At 68.4% G+C, this 24,760-nt stretch carries 19 protein-coding genes and 1 tRNA gene; 3 read left to right on the top strand and 17 right to left on the bottom strand.

Annotated features, from left to right (window positions below):
* Positions 1-633 precede the first annotated feature (633 nt).
* The 5 genes from ABZ909_RS13690 to ABZ909_RS13670 form a co-directional block, all read right to left on the bottom strand.
* Positions 634-709, bottom strand: a tRNA-Thr gene (locus ABZ909_RS13690).
* 82 nt (positions 710-791) lie between these two features.
* The gene (locus ABZ909_RS13685) at positions 792-2,006 is read right to left on the bottom strand and encodes a DNA polymerase III subunit delta' (protein WP_356998585.1); all 1,215 of its coding nucleotides are present in this window, start codon (positions 2,004-2,006) and stop codon (positions 792-794) included.
* A gap of 42 nt (positions 2,007-2,048) precedes the next feature.
* Complete coding sequence (locus ABZ909_RS13680) at positions 2,049-2,555, bottom strand: DinB family protein (protein ID WP_356998583.1); 507 nt, start codon at positions 2,553-2,555, stop codon at positions 2,049-2,051.
* Positions 2,556-2,668: 113 nt separating this feature from the next.
* The gene (topA, locus tag ABZ909_RS13675; RefSeq protein WP_356999225.1) at positions 2,669-5,551 is read right to left on the bottom strand and encodes a type I DNA topoisomerase; all 2,883 of its coding nucleotides are present in this window, start codon (positions 5,549-5,551) and stop codon (positions 2,669-2,671) included.
* Between the two features lie 316 nt (positions 5,552-5,867).
* Complete coding sequence (locus ABZ909_RS13670; RefSeq protein ID WP_011206895.1) at positions 5,868-6,074, bottom strand: cold-shock protein; 207 nt, start codon at positions 6,072-6,074, stop codon at positions 5,868-5,870.
* 435 nt (positions 6,075-6,509) lie between these two features.
* On the opposite strand from ABZ909_RS13670, the gene ABZ909_RS13665 reads away from it, so the two are divergent.
* On the top strand, positions 6,510-8,906 hold the full coding sequence (locus ABZ909_RS13665; protein WP_356998581.1) for a DEAD/DEAH box helicase: 2,397 nt from the start codon (positions 6,510-6,512) through the stop codon (positions 8,904-8,906).
* Between the two features lie 353 nt (positions 8,907-9,259).
* Here the strand turns inward: ABZ909_RS13665 and ABZ909_RS13660 are convergent, their stop codons facing one another.
* The 7 genes from ABZ909_RS13660 to ssd all read right to left on the bottom strand — a co-directional run bounded on the left by ABZ909_RS13660 (position 9,260) and on the right by ssd (position 14,701).
* Positions 9,260-9,637 carry an Rv3654c family TadE-like protein gene (locus ABZ909_RS13660; RefSeq protein WP_356998580.1) on the bottom strand — a complete coding sequence of 126 codons (378 nt, stop codon included), beginning with the start codon at positions 9,635-9,637 and terminating at the stop codon, positions 9,260-9,262.
* Positions 9,634-9,948: a TadE family type IV pilus minor pilin gene (locus ABZ909_RS13655; protein ID WP_356998579.1), complete on the bottom strand. Its 315-nt coding sequence runs from the start codon at positions 9,946-9,948 to the stop codon at positions 9,634-9,636. The genes ABZ909_RS13660 and ABZ909_RS13655 overlap by 4 nt, the downstream gene beginning before the upstream one ends.
* 35 nt (positions 9,949-9,983) lie before the next feature.
* Positions 9,984-10,199, bottom strand: coding sequence for a DUF4244 domain-containing protein (locus ABZ909_RS13650; RefSeq protein WP_356998577.1), 216 nt, complete (start codon positions 10,197-10,199; stop codon positions 9,984-9,986).
* A 72-nt stretch (positions 10,200-10,271) separates the two neighbouring features.
* Entirely contained in the window at positions 10,272-10,871 is a 600-nt protein-coding gene (locus tag ABZ909_RS13645) for a type II secretion system F family protein (protein WP_356998575.1), read from the bottom strand.
* On the bottom strand, positions 10,868-11,536 hold the full coding sequence (locus tag ABZ909_RS13640) for a type II secretion system F family protein (protein WP_356998573.1): 669 nt from the start codon (positions 11,534-11,536) through the stop codon (positions 10,868-10,870). Before ABZ909_RS13640 ends, ABZ909_RS13645 begins: the two co-directional genes overlap by 4 nt.
* A 378-nt stretch (positions 11,537-11,914) precedes the next feature.
* The gene (locus ABZ909_RS13635; protein ID WP_356998571.1) at positions 11,915-13,111 is read right to left on the bottom strand and encodes a TadA family conjugal transfer-associated ATPase; all 1,197 of its coding nucleotides are present in this window, start codon (positions 13,109-13,111) and stop codon (positions 11,915-11,917) included.
* 210 nt (positions 13,112-13,321) lie between these two features.
* Positions 13,322-14,701: a septum site-determining protein Ssd gene (ssd, locus tag ABZ909_RS13630; protein WP_356998570.1), complete on the bottom strand. Its 1,380-nt coding sequence runs from the start codon at positions 14,699-14,701 to the stop codon at positions 13,322-13,324.
* Between the two features lie 392 nt (positions 14,702-15,093).
* On the opposite strand from ssd, the gene ABZ909_RS13625 reads away from it, so the two are divergent.
* Entirely contained in the window at positions 15,094-15,903 is an 810-nt protein-coding gene (locus tag ABZ909_RS13625; protein WP_356999222.1) for an HAD-IB family hydrolase, read from the top strand.
* A 466-nt stretch (positions 15,904-16,369) separates the two neighbouring features.
* Here the strand turns inward: ABZ909_RS13625 and ABZ909_RS13620 are convergent, their stop codons facing one another.
* The 5 genes from ABZ909_RS13620 to ABZ909_RS13600 are packed head-to-tail and all read right to left on the bottom strand — an operon-like array spanning position 16,370 to position 22,357.
* Positions 16,370-17,116, bottom strand: coding sequence for an oxidoreductase (locus ABZ909_RS13620; protein ID WP_356998568.1), 747 nt, complete (start codon positions 17,114-17,116; stop codon positions 16,370-16,372).
* A gap of 51 nt (positions 17,117-17,167) precedes the next feature.
* A complete protein-coding gene (locus tag ABZ909_RS13615; RefSeq protein WP_356998566.1) occupies positions 17,168-18,856 on the bottom strand; it encodes an ABC transporter ATP-binding protein in 1,689 nt (562 codons plus the stop codon).
* Positions 18,857-18,861: 5 nt separating this feature from the next.
* Positions 18,862-19,839 carry an ABC transporter permease gene (locus ABZ909_RS13610; RefSeq protein ID WP_356998564.1) on the bottom strand — a complete coding sequence of 326 codons (978 nt, stop codon included), beginning with the start codon at positions 19,837-19,839 and terminating at the stop codon, positions 18,862-18,864.
* Positions 19,832-20,758 carry an ABC transporter permease gene (locus ABZ909_RS13605; RefSeq protein WP_356998562.1) on the bottom strand — a complete coding sequence of 309 codons (927 nt, stop codon included), beginning with the start codon at positions 20,756-20,758 and terminating at the stop codon, positions 19,832-19,834. Before ABZ909_RS13605 ends, ABZ909_RS13610 begins: the two co-directional genes overlap by 8 nt.
* Positions 20,759-20,764: 6 nt before the next feature.
* Positions 20,765-22,357, bottom strand: a complete 1,593-nt coding sequence (locus ABZ909_RS13600; RefSeq protein WP_356999219.1) for an ABC transporter substrate-binding protein — start codon at positions 22,355-22,357, stop codon at positions 20,765-20,767.
* Between the two features lie 337 nt (positions 22,358-22,694).
* Here ABZ909_RS13600 and acs point away from each other — a divergent pair, with 337 nt between their 5' ends.
* Positions 22,695-24,641: an acetate--CoA ligase gene (gene acs, locus ABZ909_RS13595; protein ID WP_356998560.1), complete on the top strand. Its 1,947-nt coding sequence runs from the start codon at positions 22,695-22,697 to the stop codon at positions 24,639-24,641.
* The last annotated feature ends 119 nt before the right edge of the window (positions 24,642-24,760 follow it).

The raw sequence follows: 24,760 nt of genomic DNA, 5'->3' as shown, positions 1-24,760 counted from the left end.
CCTACATCGGGTTCACCGATTGATTTGTACGCCAACGAATCATGATCACGTTTTTCTCAGGCTGACATTCAGCGCGAGTTATTGTCAATATGCATGGATGGTTGGTTACCAGGCGACCTCCGCTGCCCAACGATGCGCGGATGATGACGAGCTGGCCCGTGCATTCGGGATCAGAGCGGTGCGGGGCCAGTGGTCAGCTCGGCCCCCATCGGCGCGGACTTCCGCGTCAGCGTCATAGGCTTCGGGCCATGCCTGTTCAGGGCTGAGATCCACTGCGGTGGAGGTGGTTTCGGTGAATCCCAGGGTGCCGCCGCCGGAGTCGTCACGCACCAGCGACTATTACCCGGTATCCACTTTCCGCCGGAAGCCCGCAGTTCGGCGCCGACCGTCCGGCTACACAAGGTCGAGACGACCACCGGCGTATCCGCCCGAGTCACCGCAGACGTACCCGGCCACGCCTACCCGTCAATGCCCCGAAGACGCGCTATCCGGCCCGCGGTCGAGTCCACCCGACAGCAGCTGATGCCCTCCACCGGACCGCCAGCGCGGAGTGAGCAGGTTGGGACATCCGTGGGATTCGGATCCCGAAACGACAGCAGGTGGAGCGCGGGAATCGCTCTCCACCTGCTTGTTTGGAGCCGCCTGGGGGAATCGAACCCCCGACCTTTTCATTACGAGTGAAGCGCTCTACCGACTGAGCTAAGGCGGCGTGCCTTCCGGCGGTGCGAGTCTATCGTCTCGCGCCCAAATCGCGAAAACAGGAGCTCACGGTGACCGAGGACACGGTGTGGTCAGGCGGAACGGGCCGCCATCAGGGCCGCGACCATGGCGGCGAGGGCGAAACGGGGCTTCACATTGGTTTCGAGGGCCGCGCGGCAATCGAGGACGGCCTGGATGGAGAGCAGCAGGCCCTCGGGGGGGACATCGGTCGCGAGCTCGCGGATCTGGTCGGCCATGTCCGGGTGGGTGAGGGTCACGCCGGAGGAGGAATCCGCGGTGGCCGCGCCGAATCGGACCGCGAGCGCGTCCCGGTACAGGCCCGCGACATCGATCAGGGCCCGGTCCAGGGCATCGCGTCCGGTGCGGGTGGCCCGCGACTTCTGGCGTTTCTCCAGGTCTTTCAGCGCACCGGCGGAACCGCGGGTGGCCGAGGCCGTGCCCTTACCGGTGCCGCCCGCACCCAGCGCGGTGGCCAGTTCCTCGCGTTCCTTCCCGTCCCGCTCGGCACTGACCTGCTTGGCTTCGTCATCGGCCGACTTCACCAGTTCATCGGCGGCCGCATACGCCGCCGCGGGCCGGGCGGTCGCCGTGACCAGCGCCAAGGCTCGTTTGCGCCGGGCCCGCGCCTGGTCGTCGGTGGCCAGCCGCCGAGCGCGCCCGACATGTCCACCACTGATCGAGGCCGCCCAGCCGGCGGTCTTCTGGTCCAGCCCGTCCCGCTCGTGCAGCACCCGCGCGATCGAATCCACCGACGGCGTCGCCAGATGCACGTGCCTGCACCGGGATCGCAGCGTCACCGAAATGTCCTCAGGATCCACCGACGGCGCGCACAGCAGGAACACCGTGCGCTCCGGCGGCTCCTCCACCACCTTCAGCAGCACATTGCCGGCCGCCTCGGTCAACCGGTCGGCGTCCTCGACCACGACCACCTGCCACCGACCGGTACTCGGCCGCCGCGACGCCACCTGCACGATCTCGCGCATCTCCTTGGTGCCGATGCTCAAACCCTCCGGCACCACCCGCCGCACATCGCCGTGCGTCCCGGCCATGGTGGTCGTGCACGCATGGCACCGACCGCACCCGGGCGTCCCCTCGTCCGTGCACTGCAGCGCCGCCGCGAAGCACAGCGCCGCCACCGAACGCCCCGACCCGGGCGGCCCGGTGAACAACCATGAATGCGTCATGGCCGACGACGATCCGGCCCCACCCCGCGCCGCCACCGCCGCAGCCGTCAACTCGGACTCGACCGCACCCTGGCCGACCAGCCGATCGAAGACACCCGCCACGCCGACCACCTTAGCCGTCACCCCAGACAGCCCGGCCGGGAGTCAGTTCGCGCGCTGGTATGTCGTGTTCGCGCCGTCCAGGGCCTCGCGGATGATGTCCGCGTGCCCGGAGTGGTGTGTGATCTCCCGGAGGATGTGCAGCAGGATGTAGCGCACGGTCAGCCACTTCCGCTCCGGCGCCCAGGGTGCGGTCGGCGTCGGCACCGCATCCTCGAGGTTGGGTAGCTCGCGGATCAGCTTGTCGGTGTGCTCGGCCACCACCTCCCACTCGGCCAGCAGGCCGGCGACCGTCTGCTCCGGGTCGAGCCGATACTCGGAATCCATTCGGGAGACATCGAATTCGGAGTTCGGGTCGCGCTCGACGAGGATGGTGGTCCAGTGGCGCTCGATATTCACCGCATGGCTGAGCAGACCGCCGAGGGTGAGTTCACTGACCGTGGTGCGCTGACGCGCCTGTTCGTCGTCGATGCCGCGGACGGTGATCCGGAACAGCTCGCGCTGGCTGTCCAGGATCTTGATCAGTTCTTCACGCTCATGGTCGACGGTCATCGAATGTCCTTCCGCTGGTGCGTGTTCCGGACTACACGCTACGGCAGGCCACCGACAGAAACACGGGCCGAAAAGCAAAGCGCCCCTGTCGCGACAGGGGCGCTTCGATCAGGTCAGGACTGCGAGGCCGCGGTCTTCTTCGCCGCCACCTTCTTGGCCGGGGTCTTCTTGGCCGCCGCTGCCTTCTTGGTGGTGACGCCGTCGGCCGTCTTGGCCGCCGCCTTCTTCGCCGCCGCCTTCTTGACCACGGTCTTGGCCACCGCGGTCTTCTTCGCGGCCGCCTTCTTGGCGGTCTTCTTCGCGGCCTTCTTCACCGGCCCGCGCGCCCGCCGGTCCGCCAGCAGCTCCGAAGCCCGTGCGTCGGTGATGGATTCGACCTCGTCGCCCTTGCGCAGGCTGGCATTGGTCTCACCGTCGGTGACATACGGGCCGAACCGCCCGTCCTTGATCACCATCGGCTTCTCCGACACCGGGTCGACACCCAGTTCACGCAGCGGCGGCGCACTGGCCGACTGCCCGCCGCGCCGCTTGGGCTCGGCGTAGATCTTGAGCGCGTCCTCCAGCGTCACCGTGAAGATCTGATCCTCACCGGTGAGCGAGCGCGAATCCGTGCCCTTCTTCAGATACGGCCCGTACCGCCCGTTCTGCGCGGTGATCTCGTCCCCGGAGGCCGGGTCCACACCCACCACGCGCGGCAGCGACAGCAGCTTGAGCGCGTCGTCCAGGGTCACCGACTCCACGCTCATGGACTTGAACAGCGACCCGGTGCGCGGTTTCGGCTTGTCGGCGGCCTTCTTTGCGGTCTTCTTCGCCGTGGCGTCCAGATCCTCCGCCGGTTCCGGCAGGATCTCGGTGACGTACGGGCCGAAACGCCCTTCCTTGGCGACGATTTCGTGCCCCGTTGCCGGATCGGTGCCCAGCGAGCGACCTTCCTGCGGCGTCGCGAACAGCTTCTCCGCAACCTCGGGGGACAGCTCGTCCGGTGGCAGGTCGTCGGGCAGGTTGGCCCGCTGCGACACCGGATTCCCGTCCGGGTCATCGGGATTGACGACCATGCGCTCCAGGTACGGCCCGAACTTGCCGACCCGGACCACCACATCGCGGCCCTCGTCATCACTGAAGAGCTTGATGGAGTTGACTTCTCGCGCGTCGATGCCGTCGAGTCGTTCGCCCACCATCTTTTTCAGGCCGCCCGACCGCGCGACCGAACCCTCGACACCGTGATCGCCGCCGAAATAGAAGGAGGACAACCAGTTTCCGCGCTGCTCGCGGCCACCGGCGATAGCGTCGAGATCGTCCTCCATGGCCGCGGTGAAGTCGAAGTCCACCAGCCGCCCGAAGTGGTCCTCCAGTAACCCGATCACCGCGAACGCCACCCACGACGGCACCAGCGCACTGCCGCGCTTGTACACATAGCCGCGGTCGAGAATCGTCTTGATGATCGAGGAGTAGGTGGAAGGACGGCCGATGCCGAGGTCTTCCAGCGCCTTGATCAACGAAGCTTCGGTGAAGCGTGCCGGCGGATTGGTGGTGTGCCCGTCCGGCTCGAGCTCGATGGCCGTCACGCCCTGGCCCTCGGTCAGCGCCGGCAGCCGAGATTCGGCGTCGTCGGACTGGCCGCCCGCCTCCTCGTCGACACTCTCCACATACGCCTTGAGGAATCCCGCGAAGGTGATCGTCCGGCCGGACGCCGAAAACACACACTCTTCACCGGTATTCGCGATACCGGTAATGCGCACCGTCAGCGTGGTGCCGCGCGCATCCTGCATCTGCGAGGCCACCGTGCGCTGCCAGATCAGCTCATACAAACGGAATTCGTCTCCGTCGAGCTTGGCATGCAACTGTCCCGGCGTGGCGAAGGTATCGCCCGCGGGACGAATGGCCTCGTGCGCCTCCTGCGCATTCTTGACCTTGCGGGTGTACTGCCGCGGCGTGGGACTCACGTATTCCGCGCCGTACAACTGCGTGGCCTGCGCCCGGGCCGCCTGAATCGCCGACTCCGACAAAGTCGTCGAGTCGGTACGCATATAAGTGATGTAACCGTTCTCGTACAGCCGCTGCGCCACCCGCATGGTGCGCTCGGAGGTGAAACGCAGTTTGCGCGCGGCCTCCTGCTGCAGCGTCGAGGTCATGAACGGCGCGTACGGCTTTCGCGTGTACGGCTTGGATTCCACCGAGGCGACCGTGAGATCCACCCCGTGCAGCGATTCCGCCAGCCGCTGCGCATATCCGGCGTCGAGCACGACGACACCCTGCGATTTCAGCTGCCCGTCGGATCCGAAATCGCGACCGGTCGCCACGCGAGCGCCCTCGACACTCACCAGCCGCGCACCGAAGACCCGCGGATTCCCGCCGTCCTCCTGCCCGCGCCCGCCGGCATCCAGCTTGGCCGCGATATCCCAGTACTCCGCGGACCGGAACGCCATGCGCTCCCGCTCGCGCTGCACGATGACGCGCGTCGCCACCGACTGCACCCGGCCCGCCGACAGCCGCGGCATGACCTTCTTCCACAGCACCGGCGAGACCTCGTAGCCGTAGAGCCGGTCCAGGATGCGCCGCGTCTCCTGCGCGTCGACCAGATCTTTGTCCAGCTCACGGGTATCTGCCGCGGCGGCCTGGATGGCGGGCTCGGTGATCTCGTGGAACACCATGCGCCGCACCGGCACCTTGGGCTTCAGCGTCTCCAGCAGGTGCCAGGCGATGGCCTCGCCCTCACGGTCGGGGTCGGTGGCGAGGTAGAGCTCGTCGGCGTCGGCCAGCAGGCTCTTCAGCTCACTGACCTTCCCCTTCTTATCGGGGCTGACCACATAGATGGGCTCGAAATCGTGATCGACATCCACGCCGAGCCGCGCCCACTGCTGTCCCTTGTATTTGGCGGGCACATCCGCCGCACCCCGCGGCAGGTCCCGAATATGGCCGACCGAGGCCTCCACGACATAGCCGCGGCCCAGGTAGGGGGCGATTTTCTTGGCCTTCGTCGGCGACTCGACAATCACGAGACGACGCAGGGAACGGCCCTGGTCGGGCGCTGCCTGGGGGTTCGGCGCTGCACCGCGGTCTCGTGTTGCCACCGGCGAACACACCTTTCGTCTCGATCCGCCTGGGCGCTGGTGTACGCGCTCTACGCGGCTGGGGCAAACGGCTGCGATGTCCGATATCGCTGCCAGCAACGTTTATACCGTGTTCGAAGGCCATGGCTGGTGCACGGCGACGATGTAGCCCCTGATCGTGATCGAGTGTAATGGGTCCAGATATGGGTCGTCCCCCACCGCCTGGAGGCGATGGGGGACGGAACCTGAGGGGTTGGCTCGCTCAGGAGAGCGCGCGAACACCGGTGGCCTGCGGGCCTTTGGTGCCCTGACCAACCTCGAACTCGACCTTCTGGTTCTCCTCGAGGGTGCGGAAGCCCGACCCCTGGATCTCGGAGTAGTGGACGAAGACGTCAGCTGAGCCGTCCTCGGGCGCGATGAAGCCGAACCCCTTCTCCGCGTTGAACCACTTCACAGTTCCCTGTGCCATTCTGTTCCTTCTCTTTCCATACCGGAACGGCGGACAACTGGGTTCATCCACCGGGTCCGTTGAGACCGCTGTACTCTGTTCCCCCTGCAGGAAAGCACCTAGTACACCGTTCGCAACATCGATCCTGCTGATGGTTTGGACTTTCGATCCGTTCCCTCGAACACAGAAGCTTGCGACCAGGAACCAGTGAACCATGTCTTCCGGGAATTCAACAGCGGAGTTACCCACAATTTGCAAAAAAGTTGATCTTGCGAATGCGCAGGTGAGGGGCATAATGCCCAAATCCGTACTTGAAGTTGGTTTGCTTCTGGATAACCGAGCGAGCATCTGGCAAACGGGGTGTGAGGCAGGTCGCTACTCTGCAGTGAAATTGCAGGTGGGGCCGCGAGCGCACACACGTTTCGCACCCGTTGGGCGTGTCGCGGTGACGCTTCGATGAATGGCGGAGATCCGACGCATCGATCCGGAGACAACAGCGACATCAGCTACGGGAGATCGTTGCTGAATCGTGTCCTAAACAGCCCTGTTTCGGGTGACTCCCGACTCACCCATGTCAGCGAGCTACCGCCGCGCGCGGCGCAGATCACGAAGTGGCCCGAATGGATATCTCCGGATGTCATCGCCGCAGTTCAGGCGGCCGGAGTCGCGGAGCCGTGGAGCCACCAGAGCCGGGCCGCGGAACTGGCCGCGGCGGGGCGGCACGTGGTGGTGTCGACCGGGACGGCGTCCGGGAAATCGCTGGCATATCAGCTGCCGGTATTGACCGCGCTGCAACAGGATCCGCGGGCCACGGCGCTCTATCTGTCGCCGACCAAGGCGCTGGGCGCCGATCAGCTACGCATGGTCAACGAGCTGACCAGCGAAGATCCACTGCGCACCATTCATCCCGCGCCGTATGACGGCGATACGCCGGCGGAAGTCCGGCAGTGGGTGCGGGCGCACGCGCGATGGGTGTTCACCAATCCGGACATGCTGCACGTCGGAATGCTGCGGTCCCATCAGCGATGGGCGCGATTGTTGCGCCAACTCAAATACATCGTGGTCGACGAATGCCATATCTATCGCGGGGTTTTCGGCTCGCACGTAGCGCTGGTGCTGCGCCGGTTACGGCGACTCGCCGAGCGCTACGGGGCGGATCCGGTTTTCGTGCTGTGCTCGGCGACCACGTCCGATCCGGCGGCCACCGCCGAAAGGCTGATCGGCGCACCGTGCGTGGCGGTCACCGACGACGGGTCGCCGCAGGGCGCGCGGACCGTGGCGCTATGGGAGCCGCCGCTGCTCGGCAGCGGCGTGACCGGGGAAAACGGTGCGGCCGTACGGCGTTCGGCCGGGGCCGAGGCCGCCACCGTGATGGCGGATCTGGTGGTCGAGGGAGCGCGCACGCTGACCTTCGTGCGGTCGCGGCGCGGTGCCGAACTGGTCGCCATGGACACGCGGCGACTGCTGGCGGAGGTGGATGCCGAGCTCCCCGGGCGTGTCGCGGCTTATCGGGCCGGGTATCTGGCCGAGGACCGGCGGGCGCTGGAGGCGGCCCTCTCGGACGGCTCGCTGCTGGGCGCGGCCACCACGAATGCCCTGGAACTGGGCGTGGACATCGCCGGGCTGGATGCCGTTGTGGTGGCGGGATATCCGGGGACGGTCGCCTCGTTCTGGCAGCAGGCCGGGCGCGCCGGGCGACGCACCCAGGGGTCGCTGGTACTGCTCATCGCGCGGGACGACCCGCTGGACACCTACCTCGTGCATCACCCGCAGGCGCTGCTCGGACGGCCACTGGAAGCCACGATCACCGACCCGCACAATCCGTATGTGCTCGGGCCGCATCTGCTGTGCGCGGCCATGGAACAGCCGCTCAGCGATGCCGAGGTACATGCCTTCCACGCCTGGGAACTGCTGTCCGACCTGGCCGAACAGGGTTTGATCCGGCGGCGTGCGGGCGTGGCGCGGGACGGGTCGGCGCGCTGGTTCGTGACCGCGGACGCGCATCCGCACGACGCAGTGGACGTGCGCGGCGGCATCGGCACCGCGGTGGCGGTGGTGGACGGCGAGTCGGGCCGCATGCTGGGCACCACCGACGCCGGGCGCGCTCCTGCCACGTTGCATCCGGGCGCGGTGCACCTGCATCAGGGCGAGAGCTATGTGGTCGACGAGCTGGACCTCGAGGAGGGCGTCGCGCTGGTGCACGCCGACACGCCGGGGTGGAGCACCAGCGCGCGGGTGGTCACCTCACTGGAGATCGAGGCGGTGACCGAGGAGCGCCGATACGGCTCGGTCACAACGGCTTTGGCGCAGGTGCTGGTGACCCGCCAGGTGGTCGCGTACCTGCGCCGGCTGCCCAGCGGCGAGGTGCTGGACCTGGTGCCCCTTGACCTGCCGGCGCAGACGCTGCCCACCCGGGCCGTGTTCTACACGGTCACACCGGACCTGCTGGCCCGGGCCGGGATCGACGCGCGACACACCGCGGGCGCGCTGCACGCGGCCGAACACGCCGCGATCGGCATGCTGCCACTGGTGGCGACCTGCGATCGGTGGGATATCGGCGGCGTGTCGACCGCCGAACACGCCGACACCGGACTGCCCACGGTCTTCGTCTACGACGGGCATCCGGGCGGGGCGGGCTTCGCCGAGCGCGGTTTTGTCCGGCTGCGCCATTGGCTGACGGCCACCCTGGGCGCCATCGAGTCCTGCGCGTGCGCGCACGGGTGCCCGTCCTGCGTGCAGTCACCCAAGTGCGGCAACGGAAACAACCCGCTGGACAAGGCCGGTGCGGCCCGGCTACTGCGGGCCGTGCTGGCCGAACTCGGGGAAGATGACGACGGATATCCCGAACCGTGACACGGCCGTCTCCGCCGCGAGATCGAAGCGCCACACGACCAACCGGTCGGCCTTGTCAGCTGGTTGATATCGGGCGAAATCCGGATGCTGAGAGGTGGCGGCGACACGCTGGAGACCCAAGTCAATTAAAAAGGTATGCCATCCTGTTAACTGAGCGATTGCTCCGTTCGATAATGCCGCTCCCGGATTTACCTGTGCATTCATTCGAATGAGTCTCCGGGAACGAATTGGAAAGCAATCGATACCCAATCTATTCCCCTCTCGCATTCATCGAATTTCGACATTGATCGACCACCGATGTGGCCCGCGCCATTACATTTCTAACCAACCGCTCGGTACGAGATATTGTCTCGCTACCTCGGCTCGTCCGACGGGCCCGCCCGCGCGGCCGCGCGCACGTCCCGCTCCCCCAGCGGGCCAAGCGATATCCGCCCGGCAACCGTCACCGTCACGTCCCAGCCCAGCACCACGCATTCGACCGGTCGCACACCCATTCGGCCCGCGACGCCCGCAGCCCGGCCGCACGCGACGGATACGCCGCCATCCAATGCACCGGCCGCGGCCAGCGCACTCAGATCCGCAGCGGCCTGCACCCGGTGCCGGGCCGCCACCGCCACGCCGACCTGGGCAATCAGGACCGCGACAGCCAGCAGGCCGATCAGGGCCAGGCACGCGGTCACGGTCACTCCGCCCGCCTCCCTCTCGGCCCGATCCACGGTCGCGCGCCTCATCGGAATGCTCCGGGTTCCCGCGCCGCCACCGCCGCCGCGTGCAGGGTGACCGGAACGAGGGCGGCGCGGGCACTCACCTCGGCCACGACCAGGTCACCCTCGATGCGGACGACGACCCGGGCGCCGGGCGGTGCGACCCGGCGGGCGGTGGAGACGCCGACGTCGGTATCACCTCGGGCGGCGAGACGGGCCGCCTCGCGGGCGGCATCGACACAACGCACCTGCGCCGATACCGCCAGCAGCGCGCCGACGCCCAGGACCAGCACCGCGACGAGGGCGGCCAGCGCTATGGCCGCCTCCACGGTCGCCATGCCAGCCTCGACATGGAGAGGCGGTATGGCATACGTCACTTGACGGGAGTCTTCAGCGCCTTGTCGATGATCTTGGTCAGGGCGCTCACAATGCTGTCGCCGGTCACGACGGTGTACAGCACCGCCCCGAAGGCGGCTGCCGCGATCGTCCCGATCGCGTATTCGGCGGTGCTCATGCCGTGGTCGGCGGTCACGGCGTGCAGCAGCCGGGTCCGCAGTTCCCAGAGCAGGTTTCGGACGGTCGTTCCCATGCTCGTTCCTTCCCTCACTCCGGCACGGCGGATCCGCACCGGCACAGTCGTGAACTTCGAGGCCCCCGTCGGTCACAGCAGACCGCCTTCCAGCACCCGGCCCGCCAGGCCGATCACTACCGGAACGATTCCCAGGCACAGGAAGGCGGGCAGGAAGCAGAGGCCGAGCGGGCCGCCGATCAGCACCCCGGCGCGCTCGGCCCGGGCCGCGGCCATATCCTCGAGCTCGCCCCGGCGGCGCTCCGCCAATTCGGCCACGGCCGTGGCCAATCCGGTTCCCGAGCGCGCCGACCGGCGGGCCAGCCGCGCCAGGGCCGTCACCGTCTCATCGGCCGAGCCGGCCGTGGCCTGCTCCCACGCGGTGGCCGGATCGGCGCCCAGCGCCAGCAGGTCGGCAACCCGGCGCAGGGTCGAGGCCAGTGGATCGGGAGCCTCGGACGCAACTGCGGCGGCGGCGGAGGCGGTGGGCAGTCCGGCACGCAGGCACGCCGCCAGCAGATCGAGAGCGGAGGCGACCCCGAGCGGATCCGGCTCGGCCCGGAACTGCCTCCGCGGCCTTGGATTACCGTGCGCCGGGTCCCGCAAGCGGTGCAGCCGCCGGACCGCACCGGTCCGGCCCGGCAGCATGAGCACCGCGATCGCCGCCAGCACCGCGGCCACGGACGGAGTCATCGCAGCACCTTGTCGGTGATGGCATCGGCCCACAGCAGACCGGCGCACGTCAGGGCGGACCCCAGGGGCAGCAGCAGCGTGCCCGCCGAGGACAGCAACAGCACACGCAGCGGGGACGCACCCATCAGCTCGCCCAGGCCGAGGCCGAGCAGGGGCAGCAGCGCCAGCACCACGGCGGTCGCCCGGGCCCCGGCCAGCGCCGCGGAGGTGCGGTCGCGGAAGCGCTTGCGGCCCAGTAGATCCGAACGCGCAGCGGCCAGCAGCTCGGCCAGGGCGAGCCCGTGCCGCTCGGCCACCCGCCAGGCCCCAGCCACTCGGGACAGTTCCCGCGCCACCACCGAGTCGTGACGCCGCAGGCCCTCCGCGCCGGATCCGCCCAACCGGCTCCGCGCCGCGCTGACCGCGAAGGCCCGTGCCACATCGCCCGCGATCTCATGGGCCGCCACCTGGGCCGCGGCGCTCGGATGTGCACCGATCCGCAGCTCCCCGATTACCGCCTCCAGACCCTCGAGTAGTTGTGCGATCTCGATTCCCCGCTGCCGCTCTCGCCTCGTGCGGCGGTAGCGAATCAGGACAGTGGTCGCCACCAGCACCGCGGCCACCACCGGACCGGGGCCGACGAGGAACACCAGGGGCACGACCGACAACGGCGCAACACGAATCATCCAGCTGCGCCGTGACTTTCGCCCACGATCGCGAAGCGTGAACAGTCGCGACATGCGTCGTCGAGCGATAGGGGGAGGCACCAGGAGCAGCGCCAGCGCGAGGCAGGCCGGTGCGAGCGCGTGTGGTCCGAAGCCGGATCGCATCAGTCACCTCCGGACTGCGTCGAGCCCGGATCATCATCGGCGCCAATCGAATCGGTGACAACCGACCGGCAACAGCCATCACACCACGCCAACCGCAATCCCGGGAGCCGCGATCCACGCAGGCCAAAAGGATTGCAGCACAGCCGATCCGAGTCGATCCCGTAGGGCGGAATCGAACCGTGGAGCGGCGAATTCGACCGGAGCCGAGGGCAACCGCACGAGCCCGGGCAGTCTTCACTCGCGGGGATCATCTGGAGTCCTTTCGTCGAGGAGTTTCCTGAGGGGTACAGCGCCCGGGGTGAGACCGGTGTCGGCGGTCCATGCGGGTGCGATCCGCACCCGGCCGTCGACCGGGGTGACCACGCCGATTTCGCGGAGCGCGCGACGGCCGTCGGGCCGACGGTGGACGTGCAGGATCACCTGGATGGCGGCGGCCAGCTGACTGTGGAGGGCGGGCGGCGACATGCCGCCCAGGGCCGCGAGCGCCTCCAGCCGGGCCGGGACCTCGCCGGGTGAATTGGCGTGCACGGTCCCCGCTCCACCGTCGTGGCCGGTATTGAGCGCGGTCAGCAGGTCGACGACCTCGGCCCCCCGAACCTCCCCCACCACAATGCGATCCGGGCGCATGCGGAGCGCCTGGCGCACCAGATCGCGGACGGTGACTTGACCCGCGCCCTCGACATTGGCGGGGCGGGCGACCAGGCGGACCACGTGTGGATGCGGTGGCGCGAGCTCGGCCGCGTCCTCGACGCAGATGATCCGCTCGGCCGGGGCCACCTTGGCCAGCAGGCCCGACAACAGTGTGGTCTTACCCGCGCCGGTGCCACCGACCACCAGGAAGGCGAGCCGGGCACGAATGATGTGCTCCAGCAGCAGCTTCGCATCCGGCGGCACCGCACCGGCCGCGGCCAGCGCGTCCAAACCCTGGGTGGCCGGGCGCAGCACGCGCAGCGACAGGCAGGTGCCGCCGTGCGCGATCGGCGACAGCACCGCGTGCAACCGCACTCCGAAGGAATCCCCCGATGCCGCTTCGGTTCCCGCCAGCCGTCCGTCCACCCATGGCTGCGCATCATCCAGCCGCCGCCCGGCCGCCAGCGCCAATCGTTGTGCCAACCGCCGCACCGCCGCCTCGTCCGGAAACCGCACCGAGGCACGTCGCAGGCCCCGCCCTCTATCGACCCACACCGAATCCGGCCCGGTGACCAGCACATCGGCCACCTCGGGGTCGTGCAGCAGCGGCTCCAGCACTCCCGCGCCGGTCATCTCGGTCTGCAGCAATCGCAAGGCCCGCAACAGATCCGTGTCCGCGAGCACCCCGCCCGCCTCAGCCCGAATGGCCGCCGCCACCCGCGCCGGATCCGGATCCGCCGCCCCGTCCGCCAGCCGCTCCCGCACCCGCTCCAGCAGCTCGGTCGTCACCAGCTCACTCATCGCGCACCTCGAGGCGGACGGCCGGCCAGCGGCAATCCCGCCCGGACCCGATTCGGCAGTACCCGACCCGCCCGGCCGAGCCGGACGTGCTCGACGACCGGACCGCTCGCGAGCCCCGCACATCGGACCACATCCCCAACGAGAGTCCCCGCCGCGGCCACGCGGTAGCGGCGGCAGAGATCCGAGACAACCGGTTGTCCTGTGCCACCGTCATTTCCGGGCTCCCGTGGGTTCCGGCAGCGGAGAACCACAGGTCGAACCGTGCGCGCGGGCGATGCGCCACCACGAGGGCCCCGGGCCGCCGGGAGGCCGGCCGTAGCGGAGACTCTCGGAAAACAGTGCGGTCAACGCGGTTTCGGCGGCGGCGCGAAGCGGACCGCGACGCCGGACGGTCAGGCCCCCGCGTTCCAGGCGCTCGGTCAGACCCGGCTGCGACGGGACAGCGGTGAGCAGCGGCAGGGTGAGCGCCTCGGCGATATCGGCCGGGGCGAGGCCGCCGGGCGCGGGACCCCGGACGATCAAGCGCACATTCGGATTTCGCGCAGTCAGGTAGGCAGCGGCGGATTCGGCCGCGACAATCGAGCGCAGGCGTGCCTGGGTCACCAGCACCACCAGATCGGCCACATCGAGGACTTGGTCGGTGTGCGGCCCGTGGTCGCTCGACAGGTCAGCGACCACGAGATCACCGGCCGCCCGGCCGCCCTCGAGGACGGCTCGTACGGCGGCGGGCGCGAGTGCCGCCGCCACCGATCCCTCGCCGCGGTCGATCACGCGAGACGGGGACCGGTCGAGATCCGTTGCGAGCGAGGTCGTTCCGTCCGGACAGAGCATGGCGGGATGAAGCGTCGGTGCGAACTGTGCGTGGGAAGCGGCACCGTCCACGGAGCTGCACCCAGGGGTGATCGGGTCCGCGCTTGGCGAGAGAACGCCGAGTTCGATTGCGGGAGCACCTCTTCCGCAGGAGAGCACGGCCAGGCCCCCGGTGGCGGGCAGCGCCTCGTGCAGGGCGGGGGCGGAGACGCGGCCGTGTTCGATGGTGAGGTCGGGCCAGCGCAGCCCCGGTGCCCTCTCCAGGCCGAGGAGGAGATCGAGGCCGCCGCCGTAGGGAGCGCAGTCGACCAGCAGGGTGCGGTCGCGGAAACGGCCTGCGGCCGTGAGGGCTACGGCGGCGGCCAGGACTGAGGCGCCGGATCCCGCGCCTGCGCCGGCCACCGCGAGGACCGCGCCGTCGCCGGGGCGCCGGCCGTCGTGGGCGGCAAAGGCGGCGATCAAGGCGTCCGCGGCGGCGGGCAGGGGCAGGACCTGTTCGGCGCCGGCCGCGGTGGCGGCCTGCCAATCGAGCAAACCGGGCTCGCCGTCGGTCACCAGGAGAATCCCCGGGCGGCGGGGGTGGGCGGCGGACGCACAGCTATGTGCGGCAGCGGTATCGACGATGATCACGGACGCGGCGGTCCAGGCGTGGCGGCCCGGCGGCGGTACACGCTCGTCGAGCGGGCGGTCGGCCGCGGCGGCGATGCGGCGGATCTCGTCGCGCAGGCGGGGATCGGCGACCAGCGACAGGGCCGGTGGGGTGGCGGCATCGGAGTTCATGCAGGTCAGCGTCGCCCGATCGGAGCAGCGGCGAAAGCGCCTCCACGGCGAGTGTGGATAACACACGGCCTGTGCAGAACTCGGGGAGCGGGAGCGGATCGGGAACTGTCCGTATATATCCGTATATAGAGGACGGCCCCAGCCGGGGGGGGAGGAGGCTGGGGCCGTCGGGTTCAGCCCCGGGGGGTCGGGCTGAACGCGCCTGGACTATGTCCAGGTAACTGCGATACTACACCCAAGCCCCGGCCGGATTGCAAGTCCGCCCGGCGAGTCTTTTTCCCGCCCCGACGGCTCGGCTTCCGCCTGGCTAACCCGGATGAACCGGGTCTCACAGTGACCCCTGCCACGCCTGCCGCCCAGCCGAATGAAATGGCGCGGCGCAGAACCATATCCTGGACGACGTGACAGCCGAACGCGGACGAGTCGCCGCCTTCTTCGATCTCGACAAGACGGTGATCGCCAGGTCGAGCGCCTTCGTGTTCAGCAAGCCGTTCCTGGACCAGGGCCTGCTCAGCCGGCGGGCCGTGCTGGAGAGCAGCTACGCCCACTTCCTGTTCCTGCTGTCCGGCGCCGATCACGATCAGATGGAGCGCATGCGCGAGCATCTCACCAAGATGTGCGCGGGCTGGGATGTGGACCAGGTGCGCTCGATCGTCGCCGAGGCCCTGCACGACATCGTGGACCCGCTCATCTACGCCGAGGCCGCGGATCTCATTGCGGACCACCGGATTCGAGGCCACGACGTGGTGATCGTCTCCGCCTCCGGCGAGGAGATGGTGGCCCCGATCGCCGCGGCACTGGGCGCGGACCACTTCGCCGCCACCCGTATGGTCATCGAAAACGGCAGGTACGCGGGCGAAGTCGAGTTCTACTGCTACGGCCCGGGCAAGGTCGAGGCCATCGAAAAGCTTGCGGTGCAATACGATTACGACCTCTCGCGCTGCTACGCCTACTCGGACTCGGTGACAGATCTGCCCATGCTCGAGGTGGTCGGCCACCCCACGGCGGTGAATCCGGATCGGGGCCTGCGGCGCGAGGCCACCACCCGCGGCTGGCCGATTCTCACCTTCTCCAATCCGGTGTCGCTGTGGGCGCGGATCCCGGCTGCGACCACCACCACGATGGCCGCGACCGCCGCGGTCGGGCTCGGCGCGCTGGCGGCCGGAGCCCTCACCTACCGGCTGCTGCGGCGGCGCCGCTGACGCCGACCCGCCGGAAACGCCCGGATGAAAAGGGCGGGACACGCCGAGTATTTGAAAGTTTCCCCAGGTCTTGATGTGACGGCGGTCACGGGGTAACAATGGAGGCACGGAAGGACGGAAGGCCAAGATCGGATCGGAAGAGAAGATTCGACCTCCCATCCCACCCTTCCCAGCACGGACACCGGGCACCCACGCGGAGCACGCCGCGACAAGGGCAACAGTAGTTGTGGGCCTGCGTTATCCGGGATATCGACGGCAAGAGCCTCGCAATCAAATGCGGGGATGAACCGCTGGATCCCAGAGAGCTCGCCGAGGCCGAAGAAAACACAACCAGAGAAGCACGCTTGGTAACCAGGTGGTCCGTGCTAGCGGGCGGTGAGGTCGCAATTCGCGACAACGCCGCCCGCTTTGACGTGTATGGATCACGAGAAACCTTGGCGTACAGGCAGTTTCGTGATCAGGGGGCTTACCCCGAGGCGGCGTCCGCGATCGAGCGGGCCTCGCGGGCGCCGTCTTCGAGGGCGCCGCAGGTGAAGATCACCCAGCCGCCGACGCCCTCCGGGGTTCCCATGCCGAAGGCGGCCGCGGCATCGAGGTAGGCCTGGCGACGGCGGAGCCAGAAGACTTCGGGGACGCCGAGACTGTGCGGGTCCAGGCCACTGGACACGGCGACCAGGCGGGAGGCGGCGCGGGCGACGATGCCGTCGGCGGTGCCGAAGGGCCGCAGGGAGAGCAGTTCGCCGTGGACCACGGCCGCGATCACCGGGGCGGGGGCCTTGGTGCTGGTGATGGTCTGGACCAGCAGGTCCAGACGTTCGGCGACGCCGGGGACATTGCGGGGGCGGCCCAGCTGCTGTTCGTCGTCGACCATGTCGGCGGCGGCGAGCAGGTGCAGGCGGGCGAGAGCCTGGAGCGGGGCGCGCTGCCAGACACCGACCAGGTTGGTGAGGGCCTCGGCGTCGAGGGCCTGGCCGACGCGCAGGGAGCCGGCCAGGATCGGGTCGTCGACGCGGCCGTCGGCGGGGAGATCGATGGTGCCGCCGTCGATGGCGGCGGAGGAGCGGGCCGCACGGACGGCGGCCTCGGCGGCGGTGGTGGGCCAGCCGCGGCGGTTCGCCCGGTGGCGATGCACCTCGGCGAGGGCATCACGGGCCTTGTCGGCGGCATCGCGCACGCCGGGCAGGTCGACGAGGGGCTGCAGCGGGTCGGTCACGAAGTACGAGGCTACTGCCGGGTATCGGATCGCCCGCCGACACCCGGGCGGTCATCCCGCGAGGAGGTCGCGACCGGGGATGGCGTCGAGGAGGCGGCGGGTGTATTCGGATTGCGGGTTGTCGAACACCTCGGTGGTGGACGCGGCCTCGACCACCCTGCCCTCCTGCATCACCAGGACGTCGTCGGCGATCTGGCGGACCACGGCCAGGTCGTGGGTGATGAACAGGTAGGTGAGGCCGAGGTCGGCCTGCAGTTCGTTGAGCAGCTGCAGGATCTGAGCCTGCACCAGCACGTCGAGGGCGGAGACGGCCTCGTCGCAGACCACCAGCTCCGGGGAGAGCGCCAGGGCGCGAGCGATGGCCACGCGCTGACGCTGGCCGCCGGAGAGCTCGTTCGGGTAGCGGCGCATGACCGAGGCCGGGAGCGAGACCTTGTCGAGCAGGTCGCGCACGGTGGCCTCACGCTCGGCAGGAGTGCCGAGGCGATGGGTGCGCAGCGGCTCCTCGATGGTCCGGTAGATGGAGTACATCGGGTCGAGGGACCCGTAGGGGTCCTGGAACACGGGCTGCACGCGGCGTCGGAAAGCGAAGGCGGCCTTGGCATCCAGGGTCGCTACCTCGCGACCGTCGAAGGTGACACGGCCGGAGGTGGGCGGCAGCAGGCCCAGCACCATCTGCGCCACCGTGGATTTGCCCGAACCGGATTCGCCGACGATCGCGGTGGTGGTGCCGCGCCGCAGGGTGAACGAAACGTCGTCCACCGCAACGAGTTCGGAGGATCGCCACGGCGCGTTGCCGCGAATGCGGAACACCCGGGTCAGCCGGTCGGCGACGAGCAGATCGTCTGGGGCACCGGCGAATTCGGCGTCGGTCTCGACCAGCTGCCCGGCGATCTGGACGGCTTGCTCCCGCACCTCGGCCCGCTTGCGTACCGAGGACAGCCGTTGCGAGGCCAGTGAGGGCGCGGAGTTCACCAGTTTCTTGGTGTACAGGTGCTGGGGTTCGCGCAGGATCTGCAGTGCCGGACCGGATTCCACCACGCGGCCGCGGTACATGACGACCAGGTGTTCGGCTCGTTCGGCGGCCAGGCCCAGGTCGTGGGTGATGAGCAGGACCGCGGTGCCGAGTTCGGTGGTCAGGCCGTCGAGGTGGTCGAGGATCTGGCGCTGCACGGTGACGTCGAGCGCCGAGGTGGGTTCGTCGGCGATGAGCAGTTTCGGCCGGCAGGACAGCCCGATGGCGATGAGCGCGCGCTGGCGCATGCCGCCGGAGAATTCGTGGGGGTACTGGTTGACGCGGCGTTCGGCGTCGGGCATGCCGGCCTCGGCGAGCAGTTCGACGGCCCGCTGCCGGGCGGCGCGGCCCTTGGCAACGCCATTGGCCTCCAGGGTTTCCCGGATCTGGAATCCGACCTTCCACACCGGGTTCAGGTTGGACATGGGGTCCTGCGGCACGAAGCCGATGCCGCGCCCGCGCACCCCGACGATCTCGCGGCCGGAGGCCTTCGAGAGGTCCTTGCCGTCGAAGAGGACCGAGCCGGAGGTGATCCGGCCGGTGCCGGGCAACAGGTCGATGATGGCGTGCGCGGTGGTCGATTTGCCGGATCCGGATTCGCCGACGATGGCGACCGTCTGTCCCGGATACACGGTCAGGCTCACCCCGCGCACCGCCGGGATCTCGTGCCGGTCGGCGGTGAAGGCCACGTTCAGATCGCGGACCTCGAGCAGTGGTTCGGTCATGGCGCTCACCTCTTACGGGCCTTGGGGTCTAAGGCGTCGCGCACGGCGTCGCCGAGCATGATGAAGCTGAGCACAGTCAGCGCGAGCGCGGTGGCCGGGTAGAACAGGATCGCCGAGGTGCGAATCTCCTTCTGGTCCACGGCGATATCCGATCCCCACGACACGGTCTGCCGGGTGAGCCCGACGCCCAGATACGACAGCGTCGCCTCGGTGACGATGAAGACGCCCAGCGCGATGGTGCTCACCACGATGAGCGGCCCGGCCGAGTTGGGCAGCACATGCCGCACCAGCGTCCGGAATCTGGAGACGCCCAGGGCCTTTGCCGCGGTGACGTACTCGCTGTTCTTCGATTCGATCACCGCACCGCGCACGATGCGCGCGGCCTGCGGCCAACTGAACGAGGCCAGCGTGAGCATGACCGTCCACACCGTGCGCGAGGCGAGCAGCTGCATGAGCACGATGGAGGCCAGCATGAGCGGCAGCGCGTAGAACACCTCCGCGATCCGCGACACCATCGAATCCAGCAGCCCACCATAGTATCCGGCGATCGCGCCCAGGGTGCCGCCGATGAGCACGTAGATCAGGGTCGCGCCGACTCCGGTCACCACCGAGGCGCGCGCGCCGTAGATGGTGCGGGCGTAGATGTCGCAGCCCTGCTTGTCGAAGCCGAACCAGTGCGCCCCGGACGGCCTCTGCATGCTGAAATCGCCGTTGCAGTAGCGCGGATCCTGGCTGGTGAACAGCTGCGGCCACACGGCGACCAGCACCACCAGCACGATGAGCACCGCCGCCGCGAGGAAGATGGGATTGCGCCGCAGCTGCCGCCAGGCGTCCTGCCACACGCTGGTGGGGGCGGTCGTCTCGTCCAGTGAGTCGGTGGCCAGGACCTGGACCTCGTCGGGCGGCGCCACGAAATGCTCCTGGCCACGGCACATTTCGCGGACCGCAGGGTGTCGGCTGTCGCGGGCCTCGGGTTCAGGCATAGCGGATCCTCGGGTCGAGGGCGGCGTAGAGCAGGTCGACGATCAGGTTGGACAGCAACAGGATCACGATCAGCACCGTCACGAAGGCCACCACCGTGGGCGGTTCCCCGCGCGTAATGGCCTGGTAGAGCGTGCCACCGACGCCGGGGATATTGAAGATGCCCTCGGTGACCACCGCGCCGCCGAGCAGGAAGCCCAGGTCGGTGCCGAGGAAGGTGACCACCGGGATCATCGAATTGCGCAGGATGTGCACCACGATCACCCGCCTGCGGCTCAGTCCCTTGGCGGTGGCGGTGCGCACGAAGTCGGCGGTCATGTTCTCCGCCACCGCGTTCCGGGTCAGCCGCAGTACGTAGGCGAACGACAGCGACGCGAGCACGAATGCCGGTACCAGCAGATCTCCGAAGCTCGCCTTCGCCCCGACGGTGACCGGTGCGATGCCCCACTTCACGCCGAGCAGGAACTGCGCGAGGAAGCCCACCACGAAGATCGGCACCGCGATGATCACCAGGCTGAGCACCAGCATGGTGGAGTCGAAGAGCTTGCCCTTGCGCAGCCCCGCGATCAGCCCGAACGTCACGCCGAAGATCGCTTCGATGCAGACCGCCATGACGGACAGCCGGAAGGTGATCGGGAACGCGCGGGCGAGCTCCTCGCGCACCGGCCGCCCCGAGAAGGACGTCCCGAAGTCCAGCGTGACAATGCCTTTCAGGTACTCCAGATATTGGATGAAGAACGGCTGATCCAGGTGGTAGCGGGCGCGCAGGGACGCCTCCACCGCCGGGGTCATCTGCCGGTCCCCGGCGAGCGCCTGGATGGGGTCGCCGGGGATCAGGAAGACCATCGCGTAGATGAGCAGCGTCGCCCCGAGGAAGACCGGGATCATCTGGAGCAGCCGCCGGGCGACGTACCACACCATGCCGGGCTACTTCTCGATGTTCTCGAAGTCGAACAGCCCCGACCAGGAGACCGGCGCCTGCTTCACCTTGTCCGAGCGCCCGGCCGCGACGTTGTAGTCGAAGATCGGAATATCGGCCATGTCCCGGAACAGCACGGTCTGCGCCTGCGCGATGCCGTCATACGCCTGTTCGGGTGTGGCGGCGGCGAGGGCACTGTTGAGCAGCCGGTCGAATTCCGGGTTCTTGTAGTGCGCGTCATTTGTTTCCGACGAGCTCAGGAACAGCGCGGTCAGGTACTCGAACATGGACGGGTAGTCGCCCTGCCAGCCGTAGCGGAACGCCTTGCCCACGTTCTCGTGCACGATCTCGTCGCGAATGTTCTTGAACGTGGCGTAAGGTGCGCCGACCGCGTCGATGCCGAGGGTGTTCTTGATGCTGTTCGCGGTGGCCTCGATCCAGGCCTGATGACCGCCGTCGGAGTTGTAGGCGATCTGGAAGGTGCCCGACCACGGGGACATGGCGTCGGCCTGCGCCCACAGCTTCTTGGCCTCGTCCGGATTGAACTTCAGCACTTCCGATCCCGGCAGGCCGGCGCGGAAGCCGGGCAGGGTGAAGGCGGTGAAGTCCTGGCAGGGAACGCGGGTGTTGTGGAAGATGTTGGCGGCGATCTGTTCCCGGTTGATGGCCATCGAAATCGCCTTGCGCCGCAACACCCCTTCGGGTCCGGAGAAGTGCGCGACATTGGGCTGGATGCCGATGTGCTGGCTGTAGGCGATGGGCTTGTGGATGGCCCGGTCGCCCAGATCCTTCTCGTAGGTGGCCAGCGCGGTATCCGGGATCACGTCCAGGGCGTCCAGATTGCCCTGCAGCAGGTCAGCGTACGCGGTGTCCATGTTCGCGTACATCTTGAATCGCAGGCCCTTGTTCTTGGCGGGCCGCCCGCCCTTGTAGGCCGAGTTGGGCACCACCTCGATCTGCACATTGTGTTGCCAGGCACCGGCTGTGGCGAACTTGTAGGGGCCGTTGCCGATCGGGTTCTCACCGAAGGCCTTCATGTCCTTGTAGGCCACGGCGGGCAGCGGATAGAACGGCGCGAAGCCGAGTTCCAGCTCGAAGTCGATCGAAGGCTGTTTGAGGTCGACGGTGAAGGTGTGGTCGTCGACCACCTTCAGGCCCGACATCGACTGTGCTTTAGGCGGATTCGCCGCGACGTCGTCGTAGCCGACGATCGGGGTGAAGACCCAGTTCTGCAGCTGCGCATTGGTGCCCAGGGCGCCGTAATTCCACGCGTCCACAAAGGATTTCGAGGTCACCGGCGTGCCGTCGGTGAACGTCCAGTCCGGCTTGATGGTGATGGTGTAGTGCTGGCGGTCCGGCGTGACGATGGACTGCGCCATCTCGTCGTGCGGAGTGCCGTTGGCGTCGTAGTACTTCAGCCCGGCCCAGAGCCGGTCGACCACGCGGCCGCCCATGTTCTCGTTGGTATTGGTGGGCACCAAAGGATTCTGCGGTTCGGCGCCGTTCACGGTGACGTAGTCGGAATTGTTGTCCTCACCGGACGAACATGCGGTCAGGCTGAGGCTTGTGGCCAGTGCCGCCACGGCTAGCGCGGTGATCATCTTGATTCGCAACGCGTTTCTCCCATCCCAGGAAACGGTCGGCCTCGGGTGAATCGGACATTAACGATCGCGGCCGATGTTGTCAGCGGATCGAAACGGGAATGTTCGGCTTGTTAGCAATCCGGCAACATGGGGCATCCGAATGGGAGACCCTACGTGACACAGTGCACAGCAGCGCGGACCTCGCGTTCACGGTTCGGTCATGCCGCCGATGGGAGCCTCGTCACGACCGCCCACCGATCGAGACGGCCGAACACGACGCAGGTCACAGTCGGTTAGGGTCGAACGTGGCCGCCGTCACCCCACGCGGCCTGCACGCGAGAGAAGAAGAGACGAGATGACCGAAACCACCGCCGACCACCTGGATGCCTATCCGCCCAGCGCTGAGTTCGCGGCCGCCGCCAACGGCGACGCCTCTCTCTACGATCGGGCCGCCGTGGATCGCGACGGGTTCTGGGCCGAGCAGGCACGCCGCCTGCACTGGCATCAGCCCTTCACCCAGGTGCTGGACTGGGACGACGCGCCCTTCGCCAAGTGGTTCGCCGACGGCAAGCTCAATATCGCCTACAACTGCGTGGACCGGCACGTGCTCGACGGGCACGGCGACCGGGTCGCCATCCACTGGGAGGGCGAGCCCGGCGACTCCCGTGACATCACCTATGCCGAACTGCTGGCCGAGGTATCGCGTGCCGCCAACTACTTCACCGGCCTGGGGCTGGCCGCGGGCGACCGGGTCGCCATCTACATGCCGATGGTCCCCGAGGCCATCGTGGCCATGCTGGCCTGCGCCCGCCTGGGCCTGACCCACTCGGTGGTCTTCGCCGGCTTCTCACCCAGCGCCCTGCGCCAGCGCGTCGACGACGCCGCGGCCAAGCTGGTCGTCACCACCGACGGCCAATGGCGGCGCGGCAAGCCGGCCCCGCTCAAGGCGGCCGTGGACGAGGCTCTCGCCGAGGGTGATTCGACCGTCGAGCACGTACTCGTGGTGCGCCGCACCGGCATCGAGACCCCGATGACCGAGGGCCGCGACCTGTGGTGGGACGAGACCGTCGCGCTCGGCTCCCCCGAGCACGAGGCGCAGGCCTTCGACGCCGAGCACCCGCTGTTCATCCTCTACACCTCCGGCACCACCGGTAAGCCCAAGGGCATCCTGCACACCTCCGGCGGCTACCTGACCCAGGCCGCCTACACCCACCACCATGTGTTCGACCACAAGCCCGGTCAGGACGTGTACTGGTGCACCGCCGACATCGGCTGGGTGACCGGGCACAGCTACATCGTGTACGGCCCGCTGGCCAATGGCGCGACCGAGGTCGTCTACGAGGGCACCCCGAACTTTCCGGACGAGCACCGGCACTGGCAGATCATCGAAAAGTACGGCGTCACCATCTATTACACGGCGCCGACGCTGGTGCGTACGTTCATGAAGTGGGGCCGCGAGATTCCGGATTCGCACGATCTGTCCAGCCTGCGGCTGCTGGGTTCGGTGGGCGAGCCGATCAACCCGGAGGCCTGGCGCTGGTACCGGGATGTGGTGGGCGGCAACCGGACTCCCATCGTGGACACCTGGTGGCAGACCGAGACCGGCGCCATCATGATCTCGCCGCTGCCGGGCATCGCCGCGGCCAAGCCGGGCGCGGCGATGGCCCCGCTGCCGGGCATCTCGGCGAAAGTCGTTGACGAGGAAGGCAATCCGGTTTCCCTCGGCGAGACCGAGGCCAACGGGTACCTGGTGCTCGACGAGCCGTGGCCGTCCATGCTGCGCGGCATCTGGGGCGACAACGAGCGGTACAAGGACACCTACTGGTCGCGGTACGCCGAGAAGGGCTGGTACTTCGCGGGTGACGGGGCCAAGCTCGACACCGACGGGGATCTGTGGGTGCTCGGCCGGGTCGACGACGTCATGAACGTGTCCGGCCACCGCATCTCGACCGCCGAGGTGGAGTCCGCGCTGGTCGGCCACTCCTGCGTAGCGGAGGCGGCCGTGGTCGGCGCCTCCGACGAGACCACCGGCCAGGGCATCGTGGCATTCGTGATCCTCACCGCCGAGGCCACCGACACCGGCGCGGATCTGATCACCGAACTCAAGGCCGAGGTCTCCCGCGAAATCTCCCCCATCGCCCGCCCGCGCGAGATCCACGTGGTGCCGGAGCTGCCGAAGACGCGCTCGGGCAAGATCATGCGCCGCCTGCTGCGCGATGTCGCCGAGGGCCGCGAACTGGGCGACACCTCAACCCTGGTGGACCCCAACGTGTTCGAGTCCATCCGCGCCGGCAAGGCGTAAACGGACATACCCGAAGCGGGCCCCCGTTAGCCCCTAAGGGGGCCGGCGGGGGGGTGGGGGTGGGATTTATTTTCTGGGAGACAGGGAGAATTTGGGCAAAGGTGTTGCGGGGGGTCTGG

The sequence above is a fragment of the Nocardia sp. NPDC046763 genome (genome assembly GCF_040645495.1).
Taxonomy (GTDB): Bacteria; Actinomycetota; Actinomycetes; order Mycobacteriales; family Mycobacteriaceae; genus Nocardia.
Note: the sequence above shows the minus strand (reverse complement) of the source record. Positions and strands in the feature narration are given on the sequence as shown.